This window comes from Streptomyces sp. NPDC048483, from assembly GCF_040651455.1.
Lineage (GTDB): Bacteria > Actinomycetota > Actinomycetes > Streptomycetales > Streptomycetaceae > Streptomyces.
In genome coordinates this window covers 52,366-73,591 of the sequence record NZ_JBEZJZ010000015.1, presented here as the reverse complement: position 1 = coordinate 73,591, position 21,226 = coordinate 52,366, and the positions used below count along the sequence as shown (strand labels likewise).

The following is a 21,226-nucleotide window of genomic DNA, read 5'->3' as shown; positions in this document are numbered from 1 at the left end:
ACCGCCCCCACCACAGCCGTCACGCGCTGATGCGGTGCGCAAGAGGGAGAGGCATCGAAACATGGGCCGGTATCTGCTGCGCCGATTGGCGAATTATCTGGTCCTCGTGGTCGTCGCGGCGTCACTCACGTACTTCCTGGCGGGGCTCAGTCTCAACCCCCGCGCCAAGTTCGAGGGCCGCAACCCACCGCTGCCCGCGTCGTCCATCACCAAGACGCTCAACGACTACAACATGAACCCGGACACCCCGATCCTGACCCGGTTCGGGCACTGGGCGGACGGCGTCGTCCACGGAGACCTCGGCAAGACCATCGACGGCGACAGCGTCAATGACGACGTCGACCGACGGGTGGGCGTCTCCACCAGGCTGCTGCTGATCGCCACCCTCGTAGGCTCCCTGGGCGGTGTGGCCCTCGGCGCGTTCGGGGCCATTCGGCAGTACCGGCTCTTCGACCGGTTCACCACTCTGGCCTCGTTCTTTGTGCTGGCCATGCCCGTGTTCGTGATCGGCGTCGCGCTGAAGATCGGTGCCACCGCACTCAACGACGGCTCGCAGACGATCAAGGTGCTCGGCGAGTACGACCCGCAGTACGCGGGGCAGTGGAACTTCGACGCCCTCGTCAACCGTGCCCAGCACATGCTGCTCCCGGCGCTCACCCTGATCATCCTGCAGGTCGCGCTCTACAGCCGCTATCAGCGCTCCACCATGCTCGACGTCCTCGGCAGCGACTTCCTGCGCACGGCCCGCGCCAAGGGACTGCGCCGGCGGAAGGCCCTGGTCAAACACGGTCTGCGGACCGCGATCCTGCCCGTGGTGCCGCTGCTGGTCTACAACATCGTGCTGCTCTTCACCGGGGCGACCTTCACCGAGAAGACCTTCGGCTGGCACGGCATGGGCGAGCTGCTCGTCGACTCGATCAACAAACAGGACGTCAACTCGGTTGCCGCAGTGGGGCTGTTCACCGCCGTCCTGGTGCTGATCGCCGGACTGCTGTCCGACCTGCTGTACGCGGCGCTCGATCCGCGCGTACGGGTCCGCTGACCCGCCCCGCCGCCGACCGAACCCCACCCACCGCACCTCAGGAGAGCGCGCGATGAGCGTCCAGCTGCCCCCCGCCACCGAACCCGCCCCCGGCCCCGTCCCTGCCGGTGAGGCCGAAGGCCGCCCCGCCAAGGCCCGTACCTCACGGCTGCGGCTGACCGTCCGCCGCTTCGCCCGGAACCGCCTTGCCCTGTTCGGGCTGTTCCTCCTCGTGCTGCTGTTCCTCGGCGCGTACGGCGGCCCGTTCCTCACCAAGTGGGACTACCAGCAGCACGACTACCTGAACTTCCTCGCCAGCCCCTCCGGGGACCACTGGTGGGGCACCACGCAGGGCGGTGTCGACCTCTTCTCGCTCACCATGCGCGGTCTGCAGAAGTCCCTGATCATCGGCCTGCTGGTCGGTGTCATCTCCACCTTCCTGGCCGCCACCGTCGGCGCCTTCGCCGCGTACTTCGGCGGCTGGACCGACCGGGTGCTGATGTGGATCGTCGACCTGCTGCTGGTGATGCCCTCGTTCCTGATCATCGCCGTCCTGTCGCCCGCGTTCCGCGGCTCCACCTGGCTGATCTTCGTGGTCCTGCTCGGCGCCTTCAGCTGGATGGTCACCGGCCGCGTCGTACGGTCCATGACCTTCACGCTCAAGGACCGGGAGTTCGTCAAGGCCGCCAAGTACATGGGCGTCCCCGCACCGGTCATCATCTTCCGGCACATCCTGCCCAGCATGGCCTCGATGCTGATCATCGACACGGTGATCCAGGTCGGCGCGGCGGTCATCGGCGAAAGCAGCCTGTCGTACTTCGGCTTCGGTGTGCAGGCGCCCGATGTCTCCCTCGGTACGGTCATCGCCGACAACACCACCAACGCCACCACCTACCCGTGGCTGTTCTTCTTCCCGGCCGGCTGTCTGGTGCTGATCGGCGTCTCCATCTCCTTCATCGGCGACGGTCTGCGCGACGCGCTCGACCCCAACGCGTCCGGCGCGAAGGCGCGTTCGCGCCGTAAGAAGAAGCGGCCGACGACTGGGCGGCCGGCCGCGGCCGTACCGGCGCAGACCACGGCCACCGCCGGCAGTCAGGGCGCCGCCTCGTGAAGCGCGCCGCCCACACCCCGCACCAGCACCCCGCGCACCGCGCGCCCCAGGAAGGACCCCCGACGGTGACCGAGACCAGCCCGGCCCAGCCCACCGCGGCTGTCGACGCGACGCAGCCCGTCCTCGCCGTCAGCGATCTGACGGTCTCCTTCCCGAGCGAGGCGGGCACGGTGCAGGCCGTACGCGGCGTCTCCTACGCCGTCCGGCCCGGCGAGGTCCTCGGCATCGTCGGCGAGTCCGGCTCCGGCAAGTCCGTCTCCTCCATGGCCGTCCTCGGGCTGCTCCCCGAGAGCGCCGAGGTCACCGGGTCCGTCACGCTCGCCGGGCGCGAGCTCCTCGGCCTCGGCGACGCCGCCCTGTCGAAGATCCGCGGCAAGGACATCGGCATGGTCTTTCAGGACCCGCTGTCCGCCCTGACCCCCGTCTACTCCGTCGGCGACCAGATCATCGAGGCCATCCAGGTCCACCAGTCGCTGGACAAGGCGGTCGCCCGCAAACGGGCCGTCGAACTCCTCGAGGTGGTCGGTATCCCCGATGCGAAGCGCCGGGTGGACGCGTTCCCGCACGAGTTCTCCGGCGGGATGCGCCAGCGCGCGATGATCGCCATGGCCATCGCCAACGACCCCAAGGTCATCATCGCCGACGAGCCCACCACCGCCCTCGATGTGACCATCCAGGCCCAGGTCCTGGAGGTGCTCAAGACCGCCCAGGAGGTCACCGGAGCCGCCATCGTCATGATCACCCATGACCTCGGGGTCATCGCCGGCTTCGCCGACCGGGTGCAGGTCATGTACGCGGGCCGGCCGGTCGAGGCGGGCCCGGTGGACGAGGTGTACTACGCGCCGCGGATGCCGTACACCATCGGCCTGCTCGGCTCGATTCCCCGGCTGGACGAGGCTCGGACGGAAGGCACCGCGCGCCGTGCCCTGACGCCCATCGACGGGAACCCGCCCAAGATGGTCGACCTGGCGCCCGGCTGCCCCTTCGCACCGCGCTGCCCCATTGCGATCGACCAATGCCACACGCTGGAACCGGAGTTGAGGGTGGTTGAGGGCGCCGCTGTTCCCCCAGCTCTCCGCTCCGTTCGAGCAGGGGAGACCCCACTCACCGCCTGCCACCGCGCGCACGAGATCGGCGCCGGGCTCGACCGCGACGCGGTCTATCCGTTGCCGGTCCTGCCGGAGGCCGGGGCGATCGAGCGGCTGCCGCGTGCGGAGCGCGCCACCGTCCTCGAACTCGACGGGCTCGTCAAGCACTTCCCGCTCACCAAGGGCGCGCTCGTCAAGCGCACGGTCGGCACCGTCCGGGCGGTGGACGGCATCAGCTTCGACATCCGCGAGGGCGAGACGCTCGGCCTGGTCGGCGAGTCCGGCTGCGGCAAGACCACCACCCTGCTGGAGATCCTCGATCTGCCCAGCGGCCAGGCCGGCACCGTCACCGTCTTCGGCAAGGACATCCGCGGCCTGAGCCGGGCGGACCGCAAGGGCCTCCGCCGCGATATGCAGATCGTCTTCCAGGATCCGATGGCGGCGCTCGACGCCCGGATGCCGGTCGGCGACATCCTCGCCGAGCCGCTGAAGACACATGGCTGGGACAAGGCGCGGATCGCCGCGCGGATCCCCGAACTCCTGGACATGGTCGGCCTGGAGGCCGAGCACGCCGACCGCTACCCGCAGGAGTTCTCCGGCGGCCAGCGCCAGCGCATCTCCATCGCCCGCGCCCTCGCGCTGGAACCCAAGCTGGTCATCCTCGACGAGCCGGTCTCCGCCCTCGACGTCTCCATCCAGGCGGGCGTCCTCAACCTCCTCGACGAGCTGAAGACCCGCCTCGGGCTGAGCTACCTCTTCGTCGCCCACGACCTGTCCGTCGTACGGCATATCGCCGACCGCATCGCGGTCATGTACCTCGGCCGGATCGTGGAGCTCGGCGCGGCCGACGACGTCTTCGCCGCGCCCTCCCATCCGTACACCCAGGCGCTGCTGTCCGCGGTCCCGCTGCCCGACCCGCGCAAGGAGCGGGAACGCAGCCGGATTCTGCTCAGCGGCGACCTGCCCAGTCCGGCGGATGTGCCGGCCGGCTGCCGGTTCGCGGGCCGCTGCCCGAAGTACGCCGGGCTCGACGAGAGCGAGCAGGCGCGCTGCCGGGCCGAGGACCCCGCCACGGCGGTCCTCGGCCCGGACCACACGGCGGCCTGCCACTACGCGGCGGCAGTCGACGTCGTCCAGCCGGCACCGCACTGATACGCCCACCCCACCCAGGAAGAGGAATTCGTGAAGGTCACCCGCTATCCCCTCGCGCTGGTCGCGACCCTCGCCGTGTCGTCGCTGACACTGACCGCCTGCGGCGGCGGCTCGGACGACGACGCGGAGCAGAAGGCCCCGCAGAAGTCGACCGCCGTCAACATCAAGGCGACGGATCCCGCGAAGCTCAAGCAGGGCGGGACGATGCACTGGGCCATCGACTTTTTCGCCACCCAGTGGAACATCACCGAGGTCGACGGCCAGCAAGCCGGTGTCACCGACGTGATGAAGTCCCTCATGCCGAGCCTGTGGCGCTCGGACGCGCACGCTGCGCAGACCCCGAACAAGGCGTTCCTGCTGGACGCCGACTCCCGGACCGTCAAGGGCAAGCAGGTCGTCACCTGGCATCTGAACCCCAAGGCGAAGTGGTCCGACGGCACGCCGATCACCTGGAAGGACCTCGCGGCCACCGCCCGTGCCATGGACGGTCACGACAAGGCGTTCAAGGTGGCCTCCACCATCGGCTTCGAACGGGTGGCGGACGTCAAGAAGGGCAAGGACGACTACGAGGCCGTCATGACCTTCGCCAAGCCGTTCGCGGACTGGAAGGCCATGTTCAACGGGGCGAACAACACGCCGCTGTACCCGGCGAAGTACGTCTCCGACGCGAAGAGCTTCAACACCGCCTACGTCAACAAGATCCCGGTCACCGGTAACGCCTTCAAGCTGGGCAGCATCGACAAGTCCGCCAAGACGGTCACGGTGGTGGCCGATCCGAAGTGGTGGGGCGACAAGCCCAAGCTGGACAAAATCGTCTTCCACACCATGGACCCGGCCTCGATGCCGGGCGCCTTTGCCAACGGTGAGATCGACTACTTCGACATCGGCGGCGACGCCTCCGCCTACAAGCAGGCGTCCAAGGTGTCGGCCGGTGAGATCCGGGAAGCGGGCGGCCCCAACTACCGCCAGATCACGTTCAACGGCGAGAGCGCCAAGCTGAAGGACCCGAAGGTCCGCAAGGCGCTGTTCATGGCCACCGACCGCGCCACGATCGCCAAGTCGGACCTCAAGGGCCTGGGCTGGAAGCCCGCCACCATGAACAACCACCTGCTGGTCGCCAACCAGAAGGGGTACCGGGACAACTCGGGCAAGCTCGGCACGTACGACCCGAAGGCGGCCGGGAAGCTGCTGGACCAAGCGGGCTGGAAGCTCAGCGGCAAGATCCGTAAGAAGGGCGGCCAGGAGCTGTCGCTGCGGTTCGTCATCCCGTCCGGCACCCCCGCGTCCACCAACGAAGGGTCGATGCTGACGCAGATGTACCAGCAGATCGGCGTCAAGCTGAAGGTCGAGACGGTGCCGGTCAACGACTTCTTCGACAAGTACATCACCCCGGGCGACTTCGACATCTCGCCCTACTCCCTGCTCGGCACGCCGTTCCCCGCGAGCGGAGCCAGCAACATCTACACCGCCAAGGGCGGCAACAACGACGCCAACGTGGGCAGCAAGAAGATGGACGGCCTCCTCAGCAAGGCCGGCGCCAACGCCGCCGACCCGGCCGGCGCGCTCCAGCAGACGAACCAGGCCGACGCCGAGGCGTGGCAGCTCGCCGGAGTCCTGCCGCTCTACCAGCGCCCCGACATCGCGGCGATCAAGAAGGACCTCGCCAACATCGGCGCCTTCGGCATGACCGAACCGGTCTTCGAGCACATCGGCTTCACCAAGTAGGCGGTCGAACCGCGGTCAGGTAAGCAGCGGAACCCCGCCGAGGGCATCGCGAGCCACCTCATACGACAACGTCGGCCTTCAGGACCACCATCAGGTCTTGAAGGCCGACGTCACACAGGAACCCGAATTAACCCCACAACTGGCCGGGGCGGTTCCGGGGTCCGGTGGCTGAGCATGGTGCCAAAGCGGTGTCTCAGCCGGTGATCGGGCCCAGGGGGATGTCCGAGACGGTGACGCTGAGGGACTTCACGGAGCCGCCTGTCAGGACGGGCACGCCATTGGGGCCCGGGGCGAACGTGGCAGTCAGGCCGTTCAGGGAGCCACCGACGGAGAGGCCACCCGCGACGCCGTCGAGGTCGTCGTCGGCTATCTCACGGGTCTCAATGCGGGAGGTGTTGCTCATGATGATGAGCGTCCTTCTTCTCTAGTGATGAGTCGCAATGCGTGGCGCACTGCAGCGGGAATCCCTTGAATGACTCCCGCCATGCGCCAGATTGCACGCTCTCGTGGGGCGGGGTGAATCAAACACACATCCTTTACGTGGTGTACACACCAGGCCTTGAAGCGGAAGGCCAACATCACGGAGGACCCCGAATCAACCAACAGCTCGGCTTGTCGGTGAGCGGTGCGCCGACGGCCTCGCCACCAGCGCAGTCATCGCCTTGTCAGCGCAATGTCAACGGCCGTGGCTAGCGTCAAAGCCGTTCGATGCAGGCACGTCTCAACCCAAGGGGGAGACCCAGGCAATGGCAAAGATGAGCAGGCTGACTCGGGCGGTGGGGACCGCCGTCATGACGGCGGCCATGGTGGCCGGCCCCGCCGTCGTCGCACCCGCCGTCGCGCAGGCCGACGACGTCCACCACTACTACCTCGAGGTGGGTGGCACAGGCGCCGCGGCGGACGAGGCCGACGGGTGCACCACCAGCTACGGATTCGCCAACCAGCACCTGGACGAGGGCGATCAGGTCGTTCCGGTCTGCTACCCGGCGAGCGCCGGACCGTGGGCGGGCAGCAAGCAGTTCAGCCCGGACATCAACGCACCGAGCTACGACGCCAGCGTGGAGGTGGGGTACAAGAATCTGCTGGCCGCCGCCGAGGAGACCCACCGCCGCGACCCGAACGCACGCCTCACGATCGTCGGCTACTCCCAGGGTGCACAGGTCGCGGACGTGGTGCTCCAGAAGATCGCCAACAACGAGACCGGGGTGCCGCGTTCGCAGGTCAACGGCATGCTCTACGCCGACCCGATGCAGCCCGGCACCGGTGCCGCGGCGCGCGTGCCGAAGGGCGTGAGCGCCTTCGGGTTCACCTCCCCCGGTGCCGGGCCGGAGGAGTTCCCGGGCGTTCCGGTCGAGCGGTTCTGCATCCGCGGTGACGGCGTGTGCGACGCGACCTCGCTCGAGTCCATCCTCGGCTACTTCACCAAGCACGGGAACTACCCCAAGGACGGCAACGCCATGACCCGGACCATCGCCAACGACGGTGGCAACGGGATCACCTGGCTGGACGCCTGACCTGACGACGTCCGCCGCTGCGGGGGGGGGGGCGGCGGATCCATCGGCCCGGCCGACGACGCTCGGCCGGGCCGGTGGGTGTGGGGTTCGCGGTGAGCCGGCTCGTCTACCGCGGGAAATCGCCGATGCTCGGCTGTCGCCAGCGGTGCAGGTCGTCGAGGACGCGGGAGAGTTCCGCGGCGCGGTGGACGTGGGTCTCGGGGAGGGCGATGGCCCGCTCGAAGAAGTCGCGCGCCCCCGCGAGATCTTCCGCTGCGACATTGCTCCAGAGCAGCCGATTGCGGATCGTCATCTCCGATTCGGTACCGGTCTGCTCGTTGAACACCGCGAGTGCCCGTCGGCGGAGTTCGGCGGCGGCCTCCAGGTTGCCCGAGCACGTCTCAGCGGCGCTCAACCTGCCGAGGACAGCCGAGTACAAGGGGATGTCCCCCAGGCGCTCGGCCAGTTTCTCGGCCTTCCCGAGCGTCTCGGCAGCCTCCGCGTACCGGCCCATGTCCAGCTGGAGACTCCCGAGGCGGAGCAGCGTCTTGCCGCAGAGTCGAGGACTGCCGATCTTCTCGGCCAGGACGATCACTTCGGTGTAGGAGTCGTGAGCCTTCCCGTGTTCTCCAAGCTGGAGATGCATGTCCCCGACGGTGGCCATGCTCACAGCGGTGAGCCATTCGTCGTCCACCTGCATGACCAGTTCTGCTGTTTCGGCGAAATATCCCATGGACTCGGCGGTCCGGCCTTCCAAGTTGGCGAACATCCCGAGGGAACCCAGCGCTCTGACCTGCTCGCTCAGGTCGCCGGCCCGGCGGCTGATCTCCAGGGCTTCCTGCAACCAGCTGCGGGCCTGCTCGTAACGGCCCTGCAGGCCGTACATCCAGCCCAGACACGTGCGCAGTTGGGGGACCATCCGCCGGTCGGTGGCCTGCTCCACCAAGGGCAGCAGGCTCTCGAGAGCGGTACGGCACTCATGGAACCGGCCCTGTCGGGTGAGGTAGTCGGCCAGGCCCTCGGCGATCCAACAGGCATCGTCCAGGTGTCCCGCGGTCGTCGCGTGACCGATCACGTCGACCAGCTCACTGCCCACCGCGTCCAGCCAGCTCGTGGCCTCCTCCCAGTCGAGGAAGGGCCCGGTGCCCTGCGGACCGGTCGGGAAGGCCGAGGTGCCCCAGTCGCTGGCGCATCGGGCGGCGAGCACGTACAGCCGGAACACGCCGGCACGGGCCGCCGCGACCTCGGCGGGGTACCCGGCCGCGACGCGCCGGGCGTAGACCGCTACCAGGTCGTGCAACCGGTACTGATCGACGGCCACTTGCTGTACGAGGCTCGCGTCAACCAGGCTCTCCAGGGCGCGCTCGGCGTCGGACGGCGTCCAGTCGAGCATGGCGGCCAGCGTCAGCCGGTCGAGCTTCACGGTCGGCGACAGGCCCAATGCCCGGAACGCACGCTGCTCGGCCGCCGGAAGCTGTCCGTACGAGACCTGGAACGCCACTTCCACGCTCCGGTCCTCCGCGGCGAGTTCGCCCAGCCGGCGCTCGTCGTCCGCGAGCCGGGCCGCGAGGGATTCCACCGCCCACAGCGGGCGGTTCTGTACGCGCGCCCCGGCAATACGGAGGGCCAGCGGGAGTTGATCGCACAGGCGAGCCAGCTCGCGTACCGCCGCACGCTCACGGTCGGACCCCGAGCCGCCCACAATGCGGGTCAGCAGCCCCACCGCCTCGTCCATGGCGAGAGGGATCAGCGAGACCCTGCGGTCGACGTCCAGCCCGGTCAGTCGCTGACGGCTGGTCACCAACACCATGCTGCCGTGGCCGGCGGGCAGCAGCGGCCGCAGCTGCTCGGTACTCGAGGCGTCATCGAGCACCAGGAGCAGGCGAAGGGGTGCGGTTGCCGTCCTCCAGGAGGCGGCCAACTCGTCCAGGCCTTCCGCGTCTTCCCCCTCACCGGTGCCGACCGCCCGCAGCAGCCGGCGCAACACGCGTTGCCGGCCCGCCGTTCCCCGGTCCTCGCGGTGCCCGTGCAGGTCCACGAACAAGCAGCCGTCCGGGTAGCGCTCCCGCAGCGCCCGCCCCGCATGCACCACCAGTGCGGTCTTGCCGACCCCCGCCATGCCGTCCACCGCGCGGACCGTCACCGCCTCGGCGTCGGCCTGCTCCAGGAGCAGTTCGAGTTCCTGGCCTCGGCCGGTGAAGTTGCCGACATCGACCGGCAGTTCATTGCGCACGCGGCGCTCCTGGCGAGCGGCCGGGGGCGGCTCCTGAGCCGCCGGCGGGTGCTTTTGTACGGCGGTGCCCAGGAGGAACGCCTCGTCTCCCCGCAGCACCGCCTCGTGCACCCGTCGCAATTCACCGCCCGGCTCCGCCCCCTGGTCCTGCACCAGACGACGGCGCACCTTGGCGAAGACGTCCAGCGCGTCGGCCTGCCGGTTGCTGACATAGAGGGCACGTATCAACAAGGCGGCCAGCGCCTCGTGGTACGGGTGTGTCGCCGTCAGCGCGAACAGTTCGCCGACCGCCTCGGCGTGCCGGCCCAGCCGGAGCTGACAGTCCAGCTTTTCCTGTACCAGGGCCAGCCTGCGCTCCGCCAGCCGCAACCGCTCCCCCTGCGCGAACGGCCCGGGGACGCCGGCCAGGGGCTCGCCCCGGAACAGCTCCAGGGCTTTGGACCACACACCCACCGCGGCATCCAGGTCGCCGGAGTCCCTCGCCGCACCCGCTTCGCAGGCGATCTCCTGCAATCGCGCCACGTCCAGCCATATGTCCCGCGGGACGAAGCGATATCCGCCGCGGTCGGTGACGATCAAGGAGTCGGATGGGCTTTCTCCCCCGGCGTCCAGACGTCTGCGCAGACGGTGCACATAGACCGGAAGCACCTTGGCGCCCGTGCCTGGCTGCTCCGCACCCCATATCCCCTCGAGCAGCTCCTGCCGACTGGCCATCATTCCCGGCCGCAGCAGCAAAGCGGTCAGCAAGGCCTGTTCCCGAACCGGACCGATCTCCAGATGCGCGTCACCGCGCCAGATCTGGATCGGACCGAGCACTGCGAATCGGAGCTGATGATGCACACCCGTGGATACCGCATCTGTCGACGACACGCAGGGGAGTATAGGTCTGCTGACGGTGTGTCACTGTGTGTCCGTACGAAAAGGAACTTTCCCTGTGGACCGGCGGTGAATTTCCCGTGACGGCCCGGCGCCTGGCGGAGCGCACGGAGCGCACAATGCCCCCTGCGGTGGCACCCTGTGCCGGTTGCCATCGCCGCGGCCCGGCTGCGGCCGACCACCGAAGATCAGTTGTGGCCGAACTTCCGCTCCCGCTTATGGGCGACGTGCTTCGAGATCGGGTGCTCCGTCTCCTGCGGGGTCGATACCTTCGTCTGCCCCTTCGCCTCCGTAGCGGCGGCACTGTATTCATGGCCGCCGGTGCGGGCGCCACGGTTCTGTCGGCTCTGTTTCTTGCCCACGATCGTGCCTCCTGTGGCGGATCTCGGACTATGGGCCGCTACCAGACTTGCATGCGGGCAGGGAGAGTGCATTTCGGATGTATTTCGGATAGGGGTGACGCTTCCTCGCCGAATTACCCCTCGATGTCATCATCCAGTTGCCGTGGGTGACCGGCGGATGTAGGTCACCCGGTCACGGTGAGAGCGTCGCGCGGACCCACTTGCCGCCGCCGGGGTCCAGACCACACGCCCAGGACTCGGCAAGCGCCGCGATGATCGTCATCCCGCGTCCGCAGTCCTCGTCGCGGTCGGCCGTGCGGGGGACGGGCAGGATCACGGACCCGTCGCGCACCTCGATGTGCAGCGCATCGGGTTCCCGCGCCAGCCGGAGAGTGATCACGGAATCCGACCCTCGGTCGCGCCCGTAGGCGGCCGGCGGTCGAGCTCCGTGGCAAATGGCGTTCGTGGCCAGCTCGCACACGATCAGTACGGCGGCTTCGATGAATTCTTCGTTCTCGCCCCACAGCCGCAGAGACTCTGCGGTGAAGGTCCGCGCTTGCCGGGCGGAGGGCAGGACTGCCGGCAACGTGAGCGAGACATAAGCGAGTTCGACATCACGGGGGATGGCGAGTTCAGCCACAGCAGTCATGTCCTTAACCCTTCAAGCAAGCAAGTGCGCGATCGGCACGGTCGCATTGTGCTGTTTGCTCGTCTGAGCACCTACAGCTCATATATGCAATTCCCTTCCATTAAAGATCCGTAAAAACCGATGTCAATGGTTTGGGAGAGGGCTTTTCAAACATGAGCAAACAGTGCTCACACGAGCGTTTTCCACCCGGTATTCGTGACTGTGTGCGCTCCGCCGGGCGACGTTGGGTGGCAGGGGGCCGCGACGGAACGCCGCGTCATTTCACGGCGCCGAGCGACAGGCCCTGGACGAGTTTGTCCTGAGCGGCGAATCCGGCGATGAGCACGGGAAGGGAGATGACGGTGGCGGCGGCGCACACCTTGGCCAGGAACAGGCCCTGGCTGGTGACGAAGCCGGTCAGGAATACCGGCGCGGTGCCGGCGACGACGCCGGTCAGGACGCGGGCGAAGAGCAGTTCGTTCCAGCTGAAGATGAAGGAGATCAGGGCCGTCGCGGCGATGCCCGGCATGGCGACCGGCGCAACGATCCGGGTCAGTGTCGTACGCAGACCGGCACCGTCGATCGCGGCGGCCTCGAGGATCTCCACCGGGATCTCGGCGAGGAAGGAGCGCATCATCCATACCGCGATCGGCAGGTTCATCGAGGTGTAGAGGATGACCAGCAGCCAGATGTTGTCCAGCATTCCCGCGGCCTGCGCGACGAGGTAGATCGGGAGCAGCGCGGCCACCAGCGGCAGCATCTTCGTGGAGAGGAAGAAGAAGAGGACGTCCCGCCACTTGCGTACCGGCTTGATGGACAGGGCATACGCGGCGGGGACGGCCAGAGCGAGGACCAGGAGCGTGGAGACCACCGACGCGGTCAGCGAGTTGATGAGCGGAGGCCAGGGGCTGACGCCGCTGCCCTCGCCGAAGAATTCGCGGTAGCCGTGCAGGGTGAGGGGAGCGCCGAGGCTGGGTGGGTTGGTCGCCGCGTCCGTCTCGCTGTGGAAGGACGTCAGCACCATCCAGGCGACGGGGACGAAGAAGAACAGCCCGCACAGCCAGGCCAGCAGGCCGAGGCAGGCGTTGTGGCGACGCCGACGGCGGACGGCAGCGGGCAGCCGGTGTGCGGCGCGCGGCATGCGGATCATCGGACGCCCTCTTCGCGCAGCAGGGACGAGACGGTGCGGAGCGCGAAGGTGGCCACGAGCAGCGAGCACACCACCACGACGACGCCCTGCGCGGACGCCAGTCCGTAGTCATGGGCCTGGTAGAAGGTCTGGTAGATGGTGTACGGGAGGTTGGCCGTGCCGAGTCCGCCCGAGGTGATGGTGAACACCGCGTCGAAGTTCTGGACGACGTAGATGGTTCCTAGCAGGGCGGCCAGCTCCAGGTAGCGGCGCAGATGCGGCAGGGTCAGATAGCGGAAGATGTCGAAGGGCGAGGCGCCGTCCACGAGGGCGGCCTCGACGGCATCGGCTGGCCGGCTCTGCAGCCCGGCCAGCAGGATCAGCATCATGAACGGCGTCCACTGCCAGATCAGCGACACCGCCACAGCGGCCAGCGGGGTGCGGGTCAGCCAGTCCGGCTGCGGCGGGTCGTCGCTGCCGAACAGGCTCCACAACCAGGTCAGGGTGCCGTTGAGGAGGCCGTAGGAGGTATTGAACAGGGCGTGCTTCCACAGCAGGGCCGCGGCGACCGGCACGATCAGGAAGGGCGTGATGAGCAGGGTGCGGACCAGGCCGCGGCCGCGGAAGCTGCGGTCCAGCAGCAGCGCGAGGACCAGGCCGAGCAGCAGGCTGACCAGGACGACGGTCACCGTCAGCAGGATCGTGGTCCCTACCGAGCTCCGCAGCGCGGGGTCGGTGAAGACGGCCCGGTAGTTGGCGAAACCGGCGAAGCCGCGGTTCTGGGGTGCAAGGGCGTTCCAGCGGAGGAAGGAGAGCGCCACTGTCGTCACGAAAGGGAGTTGGGTGACGATGACGAGGAAGAGCAGGGCGGGCAGGAGGGGCGCGCGGCGGGCCCGCGCCGTGGCCCGGTCCCGGGCCGCGCGGCCGAGGGTGGAGGACGTGCCGTTCGGGCCGTACGGCGCTGGGTCAGTGGCCTGCGTAGGCACGGGCCACCTCCTCTGCCAGTCGCTGGCTGTGACGGAGTGCGGCGGCCACGCTCTGCTTACCGGCGATGGCCGAGCTGATCTCGTGGCTGGTCTTGGTGCCCAGGTCGGAGAACTCGGGGATGTCCACGAACTGGATGCCGGGCACGGGGCGGGGCTGGACCCCCGGGTCGTCGGGCCGGGCCGAGCTGATCGCCCGCTCGGTCGGGCCGGCGAAGGCCCGGGCGGACCGGATGTACTCCGGGTCGCGATAGAGCGACGCCCGCTTGCCGCCGGGCACCTGCGACCAGCCCCGTGTGCGGCCCACCAGCCGCTCGTACTCCTTGCTGGAGGCCCAGCGGATGAACTTCCAGGCCGCCTCCTGATGCGTACTGGCCTTCTGCAGGCCCCACGCCCAGGTGTAGAGCCAGCCCGAGACGGCCGTCTTCTCCACCGGCGCCGGTGCGTAGCCGACCTTCCCGGCGACCTTGGATTCACTGCTCTCGAGCGAGCCGGCGCCGGCGGTGGCGTCGTACCACATGGCGACCTTGCCCTGCTGCATGTCGTTGAGGCACTCGGTGTAGCCGGCCTGCGGGGCGCCCGCCTCGCCGTGCTTGCGCACCAGGTCGACATAGAACCGGGTGGCCCGGTTGAACTGAGGGCTGTCGACCTTCGCCTGCCAGTCCTTGGTGAACCAGGTGCCGCCGAAGGTGTTGACGACGGTGGTCAGCGGGGCGATCAGCTGGCCCCAGCCGGGCTGGCCGCGCAGGCAGATGCCCTTCATGCCCTTACGGAGGCCGTCCAACTTGGCTGCCAGGTCGGCCACTTGGTGCCAGGTGGGCCGGGCGGGCATGGTCAGCCCGGCGGCCTTGAGGAGGTCCTTGCGGTACATCAGGAACGACGATTCGCCGTAGAAGGGCTCCGCGTAGACCTTGCCGTCGGCGGCAGTGAGAGAGGAGCGGACCGGCGGGAGGATGTCGCCCTGGTCGAATGCGCGGTCCTTGGCGGCACGGGTACCCAGCTCGGTCAGCCAGCCGTTACGGGCATAGATCGGCGTCTCGTAATTGCTCAGGCTCGCCACGTCGTACTGTCCGGCCTGGCTGGAGAAGTCCTGGCTCATCTTGTCGCGCAGATCGTCCTCCGGCAGCACGGTGTAGTTCACCTCGATGCCGGTCTTCTTGGTGAAGTGCTCGGCGGTGAGCCGCTGCAGATCCACCATCTGCGGGTTGTTCACCATCAGCACGTTGATGGTGTTGCGGCCGGTGTTGCCGACGTCGCCGGCGCCCCGATAGCAGCCGCCTGCCGCCAGGACCACGGCCAGGGGCAGGGACGCCTGCCGGACGAGACGACCGGGGCGGCCTCGTCCGGCCTGTGCGCGACGTCGTGCTCTCACGGCTGGCACCTTTTCACCCCGCCTGCTTCGCCCGGCCCGCAACTGCCCGCACCAGGTCTACAACCCGGATGAGCCGACGCGCCCCTTCCCGTGGCCGAAATGCGCGCGGGTTCGCGCTTTCAGAGCAGGCTGGCGGCAACTCCGGCGTCCGTGACAACGCCGCTGAAGAGGCCGGTTTTCACCGCCGCCGAGGCGGCGGCTGCCCGTTCGACGCCGTCGGCCAGGAGAATGACGTCGGGTACTTTGCGCAGTTCGTCAAAGCTGATGGCGATGACCCGCTCGGTGAGTTTGGGGACGATGATCTGTCCTTCCGCATCGAGCAATTGGCCGACGACTTCGGCGCATACTCCTCGGCTCCGGTAATCCTCCCGTTCGGCGTCACTGAGCGCGTCGTAGATGGTGGAGAGGCCGGGCCCCCATCCGCCGACGGTGACGACGGCCTTGGTCACCTGGCCGAAGCGGCTGATCGCATCGACGACGCCGGGCTGCGCACGCAGCATCCGGGCCGCCTCCGCATCGGGCAGCAGCAAGGGTGCGTAGATGGGGTAGACGACGCCCCTCGAGATGGTGGCGGCCCGGCGCACCGCCTCCACAGCGGTCTTGTTCACGGGGCGCAGCGGGGTCGCTCCGCACAGCTGAACGACCGTGCACCGGGCCAGCGTGGTCAGCCCGAGGCCGAGGGCCTCGATCTCGGGGCCCCAGACGAGGCCGAGGACATCGTTCTCGGTGACGATCTCGGCGAGCAGGTCGGCCGCGACGGCTCCGAGGCGGCGGGTGGCCTGCACCGTGTCGTCCGGGACCTCCTGTCGTGAGTCGATGACGATGGCATGCCGCAAGCCGTATCGCGTGCGCAGGGCGTCGGAAAGATCGGCGTCGAGTTCGGCGGGCAGGCGGATCTCCAGCCGGATCAGGCCATCGCGGAGGGCGGTCTCCAGGGTCCGGGCCACCTTGAACCGGCTGATGCCGAATTCCTCGGCGATCTCCATCTTGGATTTGCCTTCGAGGTAGAAACGCCGGGCCATCGCGGCCGTCTGCACCAGATACTCCGGGCCGGTGTGGTGTGTGCGCATAGCAGCCCTGGCCTCTCTGGACGGACGACGCGCCGTGCGTTACTGCTCGAATGAGCACGCACGTCACATATGTGCCTTTTCTCCATTAAAGCGCCCGCGAGGGTGCTGTCAACGCTCACACCGCCTGCCGCTCCACCTGGCGCACGACGGCTTGAGCACCGGATTTTGTGTCCGGCTCGGGATCGGCGGGTGCCGCGGGCGTCTCGGGTGTCTTCATGCACAGCACGAGGACGGTGCTGAGCAGATGCAGGGCGGCATAGATCCACATCACTCCCCCGATGCCGATCGTGCCGATGAAGACCGTGCCGATGAGCGGGCCGAAGGCCATGCTGGCGCCGGCGCCCAGCGTGTACGCCGACATGATCTGGCCCTTGCGTTCCGGATCCTGCGACGTCATGAGGGGCGGCAGGGGGACGTATCCGGCCATGCCGACGCCCAGCGCGCCCGCGGCGATCGCGACGAACAGGAAGTCGTGCCCCGCGGCCTCGGGTACGTAGTACAGCGCCAGACAGGCGATCGCCGAGACCACACCGCCGAGCCAGGCGACGGTCTTGCGCCGGCTCCACTTGTCACCGAGCGCACCGAAGGTGACGACGCAGGCGAGATTGCTGACCATCATCACGATCAGCAGCGAGGCCCACTCCTGGGCGCTGAAGCCGACCTGATCGATGAGGAAGAGCGGGATGAAGACCCACACGCCGAACTGCGAGGTGGTGTTGATGAGCCGGACCACCGCCCCCATGCCGACGCGCGGCTTGGCGAACATGACGGTGAAGCAGCCCATGAAGGTACGCGGCAGGCTGACATGCTCACGGCCCTTGGCCAGCCCCTGGAATCCGGTGCGTTCGCGCAGCAGGAACAGGACGACCAGGGTGCCCGCGGCGATCATCGCGAGTGACACCCACAGCGTGCGGTAGAAGCCGATGGTGGGCTTGAGGAACGAGACCATGGCGGAGCCGATGACGGGGTAGCCCATGGTGAAGCAGAACCAGAACCAGCCGAGGGCCTTGCCGAGCTGACGCTCCGGAGCACCCGCCATGATCCAGACCATGAATCCGTAGGCGAACAGCGGATATCCGAAGCCGCGCAGGCCGTACGTGAAGAGGATCAGCGAGTAGGACTGGGCGGGGACGGCGACCGCGAGCATGAGGGCGTGGCAGACCACCCAGCAGGCGGCACCGGCCATCATCACCCGGCGCGGGCCCCACAGGTCGGAGAGCCCGCCTGCCAGGAAGGCGCCCACCGCGGCGGTGATTCCGTACACCGTGAAGATGATGCCGACGCTCGCCTCCGCGAAGCCGAGGTCGGTCTTGAAGTACGTGGGCAGATAGCTGGTCTCCACGCCGTCGCCGATCATGAAGAGCAGGACACCGATATAGCCCCATATGAGGGCCCGGGGCATCCCGAGGACGGCGGGGCGGGGCAGCGATGAATCGCGCTCTTGGGATGTGCGCAGCACGGCGAGGACCTCTCTGACGGACCGGGCGTTCGCCCGTACGTGGCCATCAGACTGAACAACCTCACAGAGAATTTCAAGAGCTTCACATAAAGTGTGTGATGTTCTAGGGTGAGAGAGCACGGCGGAAAACCGCCGCGGAAACGAACGGGGGGTGCCCACCATGAGAGCGAGCCGCGGCTCCGAGGCCGAGGTGGAGGAGCGCCGCCAGGCGGTGCTGCGCCATGTCGCTCAGGAGGGCGAGATCCGCATCGCCGACCTTGCCGAGCGGATGCACGTCAGCGTGATGACCATGCACCGGGACCTGGACAACCTCCACGAGCGGCAGCTGCTGCGCAAAGGGCGCGGAGTGGCGACGGCCTTCTCCAATGTCGCCATGGAGAGCGCGCTGCGCTTCCGGGAGAACGCCAATGTCGCGGTCAAAACCGCCATCGCGGACGCGCTCGTGGCGGAGGTCTCCCCCGGTGACACGGTGCTGATCGACTGCGGTTCCACGCTCTTCCCGCTCGCCCGCAGGCTCGCCACCGTCGACGGAATCCGCGTGATCACCAACTCGCTGCGCATCACCTACCTCCTGGCGGCGTCGCCGGCCGAGGTGACGCTGCTGGGTGACCGTTTCTACGAGGACTTCGAGTCCTGCGCCGGTCCGCAGACCCGGCGTCAGCTGGAGGACATCCGCGCCGCCGTCGCCTTCGTCACCGCCACCTCCATAAGCGGTGGCCGGCTCTTCCACCCGGTCCGTGAATACGCGGACAACAAGCAGGCGTATCTCCAGGCCGCCGACCGCGCCGTACTGGCCGTCGACCACAGCAAGTTCGGCCGCACCGCCACCTACCCCTATGGCGATGTCAGCGGCTACGACCTGCTGGTCACCGACGCCGACACCCCGGAGAGCGAACTGAAGCCCGTCCGGGACCTCGGCGTAGAGGTCCGCACTGTCGATCCCCACAGCTGAGTCGGCCCCGGCCCAGGCTCCCCGCATCCCCTGAGCGCATCCTCGATGCGCGTCCCGAGAAAGGCACCTCCATGCGCGCTGTCGTCATCCACACCCCCGAGCACTACGAGGTCACCACCGTCGATGACCCCACCCCGGGCCCCGGGGAGGTCATCGTCGCGCCCGCCGCGGTGGGCATCTGCGGCACCGATGTGCACATCGTCCAGGGGGAGTTCGCGCCCACGCCGTACCCGATCATTCCCGGGCACGAGTTCACCGGCGAGATCGTCGCGCTGGGGGCGGGCGTGACGGGTCTGCGCACCGGCGAGCAGGTCGCCGTCGACCCGTCGCTGTTCTGCGGCGCCTGCCACTACTGCGCGATCGGGCACGGCAACCTGTGTGAGAACTGGGGCGCGATCGGCGACACCGTGGACGGTGCGATGGCCGAGTACGTCAAGGTCCCGGCCGCCAACTGCTACCGGCTGCCCGAGAGCGTCGATGTCGCACAGGGCACACTGATCGAGCCGCTGTCGTGCGCGGTACGCGGCTTCGACGTCCTGCCGCGCCGCCTGGGCGACCACTACCTCATCTATGGCGCGGGCACCATGGGCCTGATGATGCTTCAGCTCGCCAAGGCCGCCGGCGCGGCCTCCCTCTCGGTCGTCGACATCAACAAGGACCGGCTGGAGATCGCCGAACGGCTCGGCGCGGACGCCACAGCAGCCGCCGCCCCGGACCTGGACCGGCCGCAGGGCTGGGAGACCGTCATCGACTGCACCGGCGTCATCCCCGTCATCGAGGACGGCCTGACCCGGGTGCGCCGCGGTGGCACCTTCCAGCAGTTCGGCGTCGCACCGTCCGCCGCCAAGGCGTCCTTCTCGCCGTTCCGCGTCTACAACGACGAGATCACCATCGTCGGGTCGATGGCCGTCCTGCACAGCTTCGGGCGCGCCGTGGACCTGATGGCGAAGGGAGTCATCGACGCCGACACGATGATCACCCACAGCTTCGGTCTGGACGACTTCGGCGCCGCCCTCCAGACGTTCCGCGACGGCTCCGGCCGCAAGATCCAGCTCCGCCCGCAGGCCTGAACTCCCTTTTCCTCTCGTCCCGTTGCACGAAAGCGGAAGCGACAACGTCATGCCCACAGTTGCCGGGGTGGATTCCTCTACCCAGTCCTGCAAGATCGTCGTCTGCGACGCCGACACCGGGGAGGTCCTGCACCGGGGCCGCGCCACCCATCCCGAGGGCACCGAGGTGGCCCCCGAAGCCTGGTGGCAGGCGCTCCTCGAAGCGGGCAACGGCCTCCTGGAACACGTGGATGCCCTTGCGGTGGCGGGGCAGCAGCACGGCTTGGTGGCCCTCGACGCGGCCGGGCAGCCGGTGCGCGATGCGCTGCTGTGGAACGACACCCGCTCCGCGCAGGCCGCAGCCGATCTCGTCGACGACCTCGGCGGGCCGGAGAAATGGACCCGGGCGGTCGGCACCGTACCGGTCGCGGCCATCACCGTCGCCAAGCTGCGCTGGCTGGCCGAGCACGAGCCGCAGCACGCGGACCGTACCGACCGGGTGCTGCTGCCGCACGACTGGCTGACCTGGCAGTTGTGCGGCGGCCCCGGTACGCGCGCCGAGCCGGTCACCGACCGGGGGGACGCCTCGGGTACGGGCTACTGGTCACCGGCCGAGGGCGCCTACCGCCACGATCTCCTCGCCCTCGCCTTCGGCGGCCGTACTCCCGAACTGCCCCGCGTACTCGGCCCGTACGAAGCGGCCGGCCGCACCCCGCACGGGGCTTTGGTGGCACCAGGGACCGGCGACAACATGGGCGCGGCCCTGGGCCTGGGCCTCCAGCCGGGCGACGTCGTCATCTCCCTGGGAACCAGCGGCACCGCCTTCGCCCTCTCCGAGCACCCCGTGGGCGACCCCACCGGCGCCGTCGCCGGCTTCGCCGACGCCACCGGCCGCTTCCTGCCGCTGGTGTGCACCCTCAACGCCGCCCGGGTCCTCAGCTCCACCGCCCGCATGCTCGGCGTCGCACTCGACGACCTCGACGCCCTCGCCCGCGCGGCCGAGCCCGGCGCCGGCGGCCTCGTCCTGCTCCCCTATCTGGGCGGCGAGCGCACCCCCAACCTCCCGGAGGCCGCGGGCAGTCTGATGGGCATGCGCAAGGCGAACATGCACCCGCCGAACCTCGCCCGGGCAGCCGTCGAAGGCATGCTGTGCAACATGGCCGACGCCCTCGACCGGCTGCGTGCCCAGGACGTCAGCGCACGGCGCGTCCTCATCATCGGCGGAGCGGCCAAGGCACCCATCGTCGGCGAGATCGCCGCCGACATCTTCGGCACCCCCGTCACCGTCCCCGAGCCCGAGGAGTACGTCGCCCTCGGCGCGGCCCGCCAGGCCGCCTGGGCGCTGGCAGGCACTCCCGAGCCCCCGCACTGGCCGCTCGCCACGGCCCGACAGATCCCCGTCCCCGCCGACGGCTCGGCCGGCCGCCGCATCCGGGAGGCCTACGCACACGCCCGGTCGACGGTGTACGGATGACGACGGGCGCGCCCGGGTACGGGGCGGTGCCCGTGGAGCCGTCCGGCCGGGCCGGGCGATTACTTGGCAG

Annotated in this window: 17 protein-coding genes; 8 read left to right on the top strand and 9 right to left on the bottom strand. The window is 68.8% G+C overall.

Features of this window, described 5'->3' with window-relative positions; translation table 11 throughout:
• Positions 1–61 precede the first annotated feature (61 nt).
• The 4 genes from AB0D04_RS11115 (at position 62) to AB0D04_RS11100 (ending at position 6,097) form a co-directional block, all read left to right on the top strand.
• Complete coding sequence (locus AB0D04_RS11115; protein WP_362701820.1) at positions 62–1,042, top strand: ABC transporter permease; 981 nt, start codon at positions 62–64, stop codon at positions 1,040–1,042.
• A 52-nt stretch (positions 1,043–1,094) separates the two neighbouring features.
• A complete protein-coding gene (locus tag AB0D04_RS11110; RefSeq protein ID WP_362701819.1) occupies positions 1,095–2,132 on the top strand; it encodes an ABC transporter permease in 1,038 nt (345 codons plus the stop codon).
• Positions 2,133–2,197: 65 nt separating this feature from the next.
• Positions 2,198–4,372 (top strand): ABC transporter ATP-binding protein, encoded by a 2,175-nt coding sequence (locus AB0D04_RS11105; RefSeq protein WP_362701817.1) that lies wholly within the window; start codon positions 2,198–2,200, stop codon positions 4,370–4,372.
• 30 nt (positions 4,373–4,402) lie between these two features.
• Positions 4,403–6,097 (top strand): ABC transporter family substrate-binding protein, encoded by a 1,695-nt coding sequence (locus AB0D04_RS11100; RefSeq protein WP_362701815.1) that lies wholly within the window; start codon positions 4,403–4,405, stop codon positions 6,095–6,097.
• Positions 6,098–6,290: 193 nt separating this feature from the next.
• Here AB0D04_RS11100 and AB0D04_RS11095 read toward each other — a convergent pair whose 3' ends face one another.
• Positions 6,291–6,500, bottom strand: coding sequence for a hypothetical protein (locus tag AB0D04_RS11095; RefSeq protein ID WP_362701814.1), 210 nt, complete (start codon positions 6,498–6,500; stop codon positions 6,291–6,293).
• A gap of 352 nt (positions 6,501–6,852) precedes the next feature.
• On the opposite strand from AB0D04_RS11095, the gene AB0D04_RS11090 reads away from it, so the two are divergent.
• Positions 6,853–7,611: a PE-PPE domain-containing protein gene (locus AB0D04_RS11090; RefSeq protein WP_362701813.1), complete on the top strand. Its 759-nt coding sequence runs from the start codon at positions 6,853–6,855 to the stop codon at positions 7,609–7,611.
• A 106-nt stretch (positions 7,612–7,717) separates the two neighbouring features.
• Here AB0D04_RS11090 and AB0D04_RS11085 read toward each other — a convergent pair whose 3' ends face one another.
• The 8 genes from AB0D04_RS11085 to AB0D04_RS11050 form a co-directional block, all read right to left on the bottom strand.
• Positions 7,718–10,693, bottom strand: coding sequence for a BTAD domain-containing putative transcriptional regulator (locus tag AB0D04_RS11085; protein WP_362701812.1), 2,976 nt, complete (start codon positions 10,691–10,693; stop codon positions 7,718–7,720).
• Positions 10,694–10,887: 194 nt separating this feature from the next.
• Positions 10,888–11,061 (bottom strand): hypothetical protein, encoded by a 174-nt coding sequence (locus AB0D04_RS11080; protein ID WP_362701810.1) that lies wholly within the window; start codon positions 11,059–11,061, stop codon positions 10,888–10,890.
• Between the two features lie 172 nt (positions 11,062–11,233).
• Positions 11,234–11,689: an ATP-binding protein gene (locus AB0D04_RS11075; protein ID WP_362701809.1), complete on the bottom strand. Its 456-nt coding sequence runs from the start codon at positions 11,687–11,689 to the stop codon at positions 11,234–11,236.
• 256 nt (positions 11,690–11,945) lie between these two features.
• Entirely contained in the window at positions 11,946–12,809 is an 864-nt protein-coding gene (locus AB0D04_RS11070; RefSeq protein WP_362701875.1) for a carbohydrate ABC transporter permease, read from the bottom strand.
• 5 nt (positions 12,810–12,814) lie between these two features.
• Positions 12,815–13,672 carry a sugar ABC transporter permease gene (locus AB0D04_RS11065; protein WP_362701874.1) on the bottom strand — a complete coding sequence of 286 codons (858 nt, stop codon included), beginning with the start codon at positions 13,670–13,672 and terminating at the stop codon, positions 12,815–12,817.
• A 91-nt stretch (positions 13,673–13,763) separates the two neighbouring features.
• Positions 13,764–15,080 (bottom strand): sugar ABC transporter substrate-binding protein, encoded by a 1,317-nt coding sequence (locus tag AB0D04_RS11060; protein WP_362701873.1) that lies wholly within the window; start codon positions 15,078–15,080, stop codon positions 13,764–13,766.
• 191 nt (positions 15,081–15,271) lie between these two features.
• Positions 15,272–16,222, bottom strand: coding sequence for a sugar-binding domain-containing protein (locus AB0D04_RS11055; RefSeq protein WP_362701807.1), 951 nt, complete (start codon positions 16,220–16,222; stop codon positions 15,272–15,274).
• 115 nt (positions 16,223–16,337) lie between these two features.
• Positions 16,338–17,681 carry an MFS transporter gene (locus tag AB0D04_RS11050; protein ID WP_362701805.1) on the bottom strand — a complete coding sequence of 448 codons (1,344 nt, stop codon included), beginning with the start codon at positions 17,679–17,681 and terminating at the stop codon, positions 16,338–16,340.
• A gap of 160 nt (positions 17,682–17,841) precedes the next feature.
• On the opposite strand from AB0D04_RS11050, the gene AB0D04_RS11045 reads away from it, so the two are divergent.
• From AB0D04_RS11045 to xylB, 3 genes are all read left to right on the top strand, one after another.
• Positions 17,842–18,633 carry a DeoR/GlpR family DNA-binding transcription regulator gene (locus AB0D04_RS11045; RefSeq protein WP_362701804.1) on the top strand — a complete coding sequence of 264 codons (792 nt, stop codon included), beginning with the start codon at positions 17,842–17,844 and terminating at the stop codon, positions 18,631–18,633.
• Between the two features lie 71 nt (positions 18,634–18,704).
• Positions 18,705–19,703 (top strand): zinc-dependent alcohol dehydrogenase family protein, encoded by a 999-nt coding sequence (locus AB0D04_RS11040; RefSeq protein ID WP_362701803.1) that lies wholly within the window; start codon positions 18,705–18,707, stop codon positions 19,701–19,703.
• A 49-nt stretch (positions 19,704–19,752) separates the two neighbouring features.
• The gene (gene xylB / locus AB0D04_RS11035; protein ID WP_362701802.1) at positions 19,753–21,156 is read left to right on the top strand and encodes a xylulokinase; all 1,404 of its coding nucleotides are present in this window, start codon (positions 19,753–19,755) and stop codon (positions 21,154–21,156) included.
• Positions 21,157–21,226 lie beyond the last annotated feature (70 nt).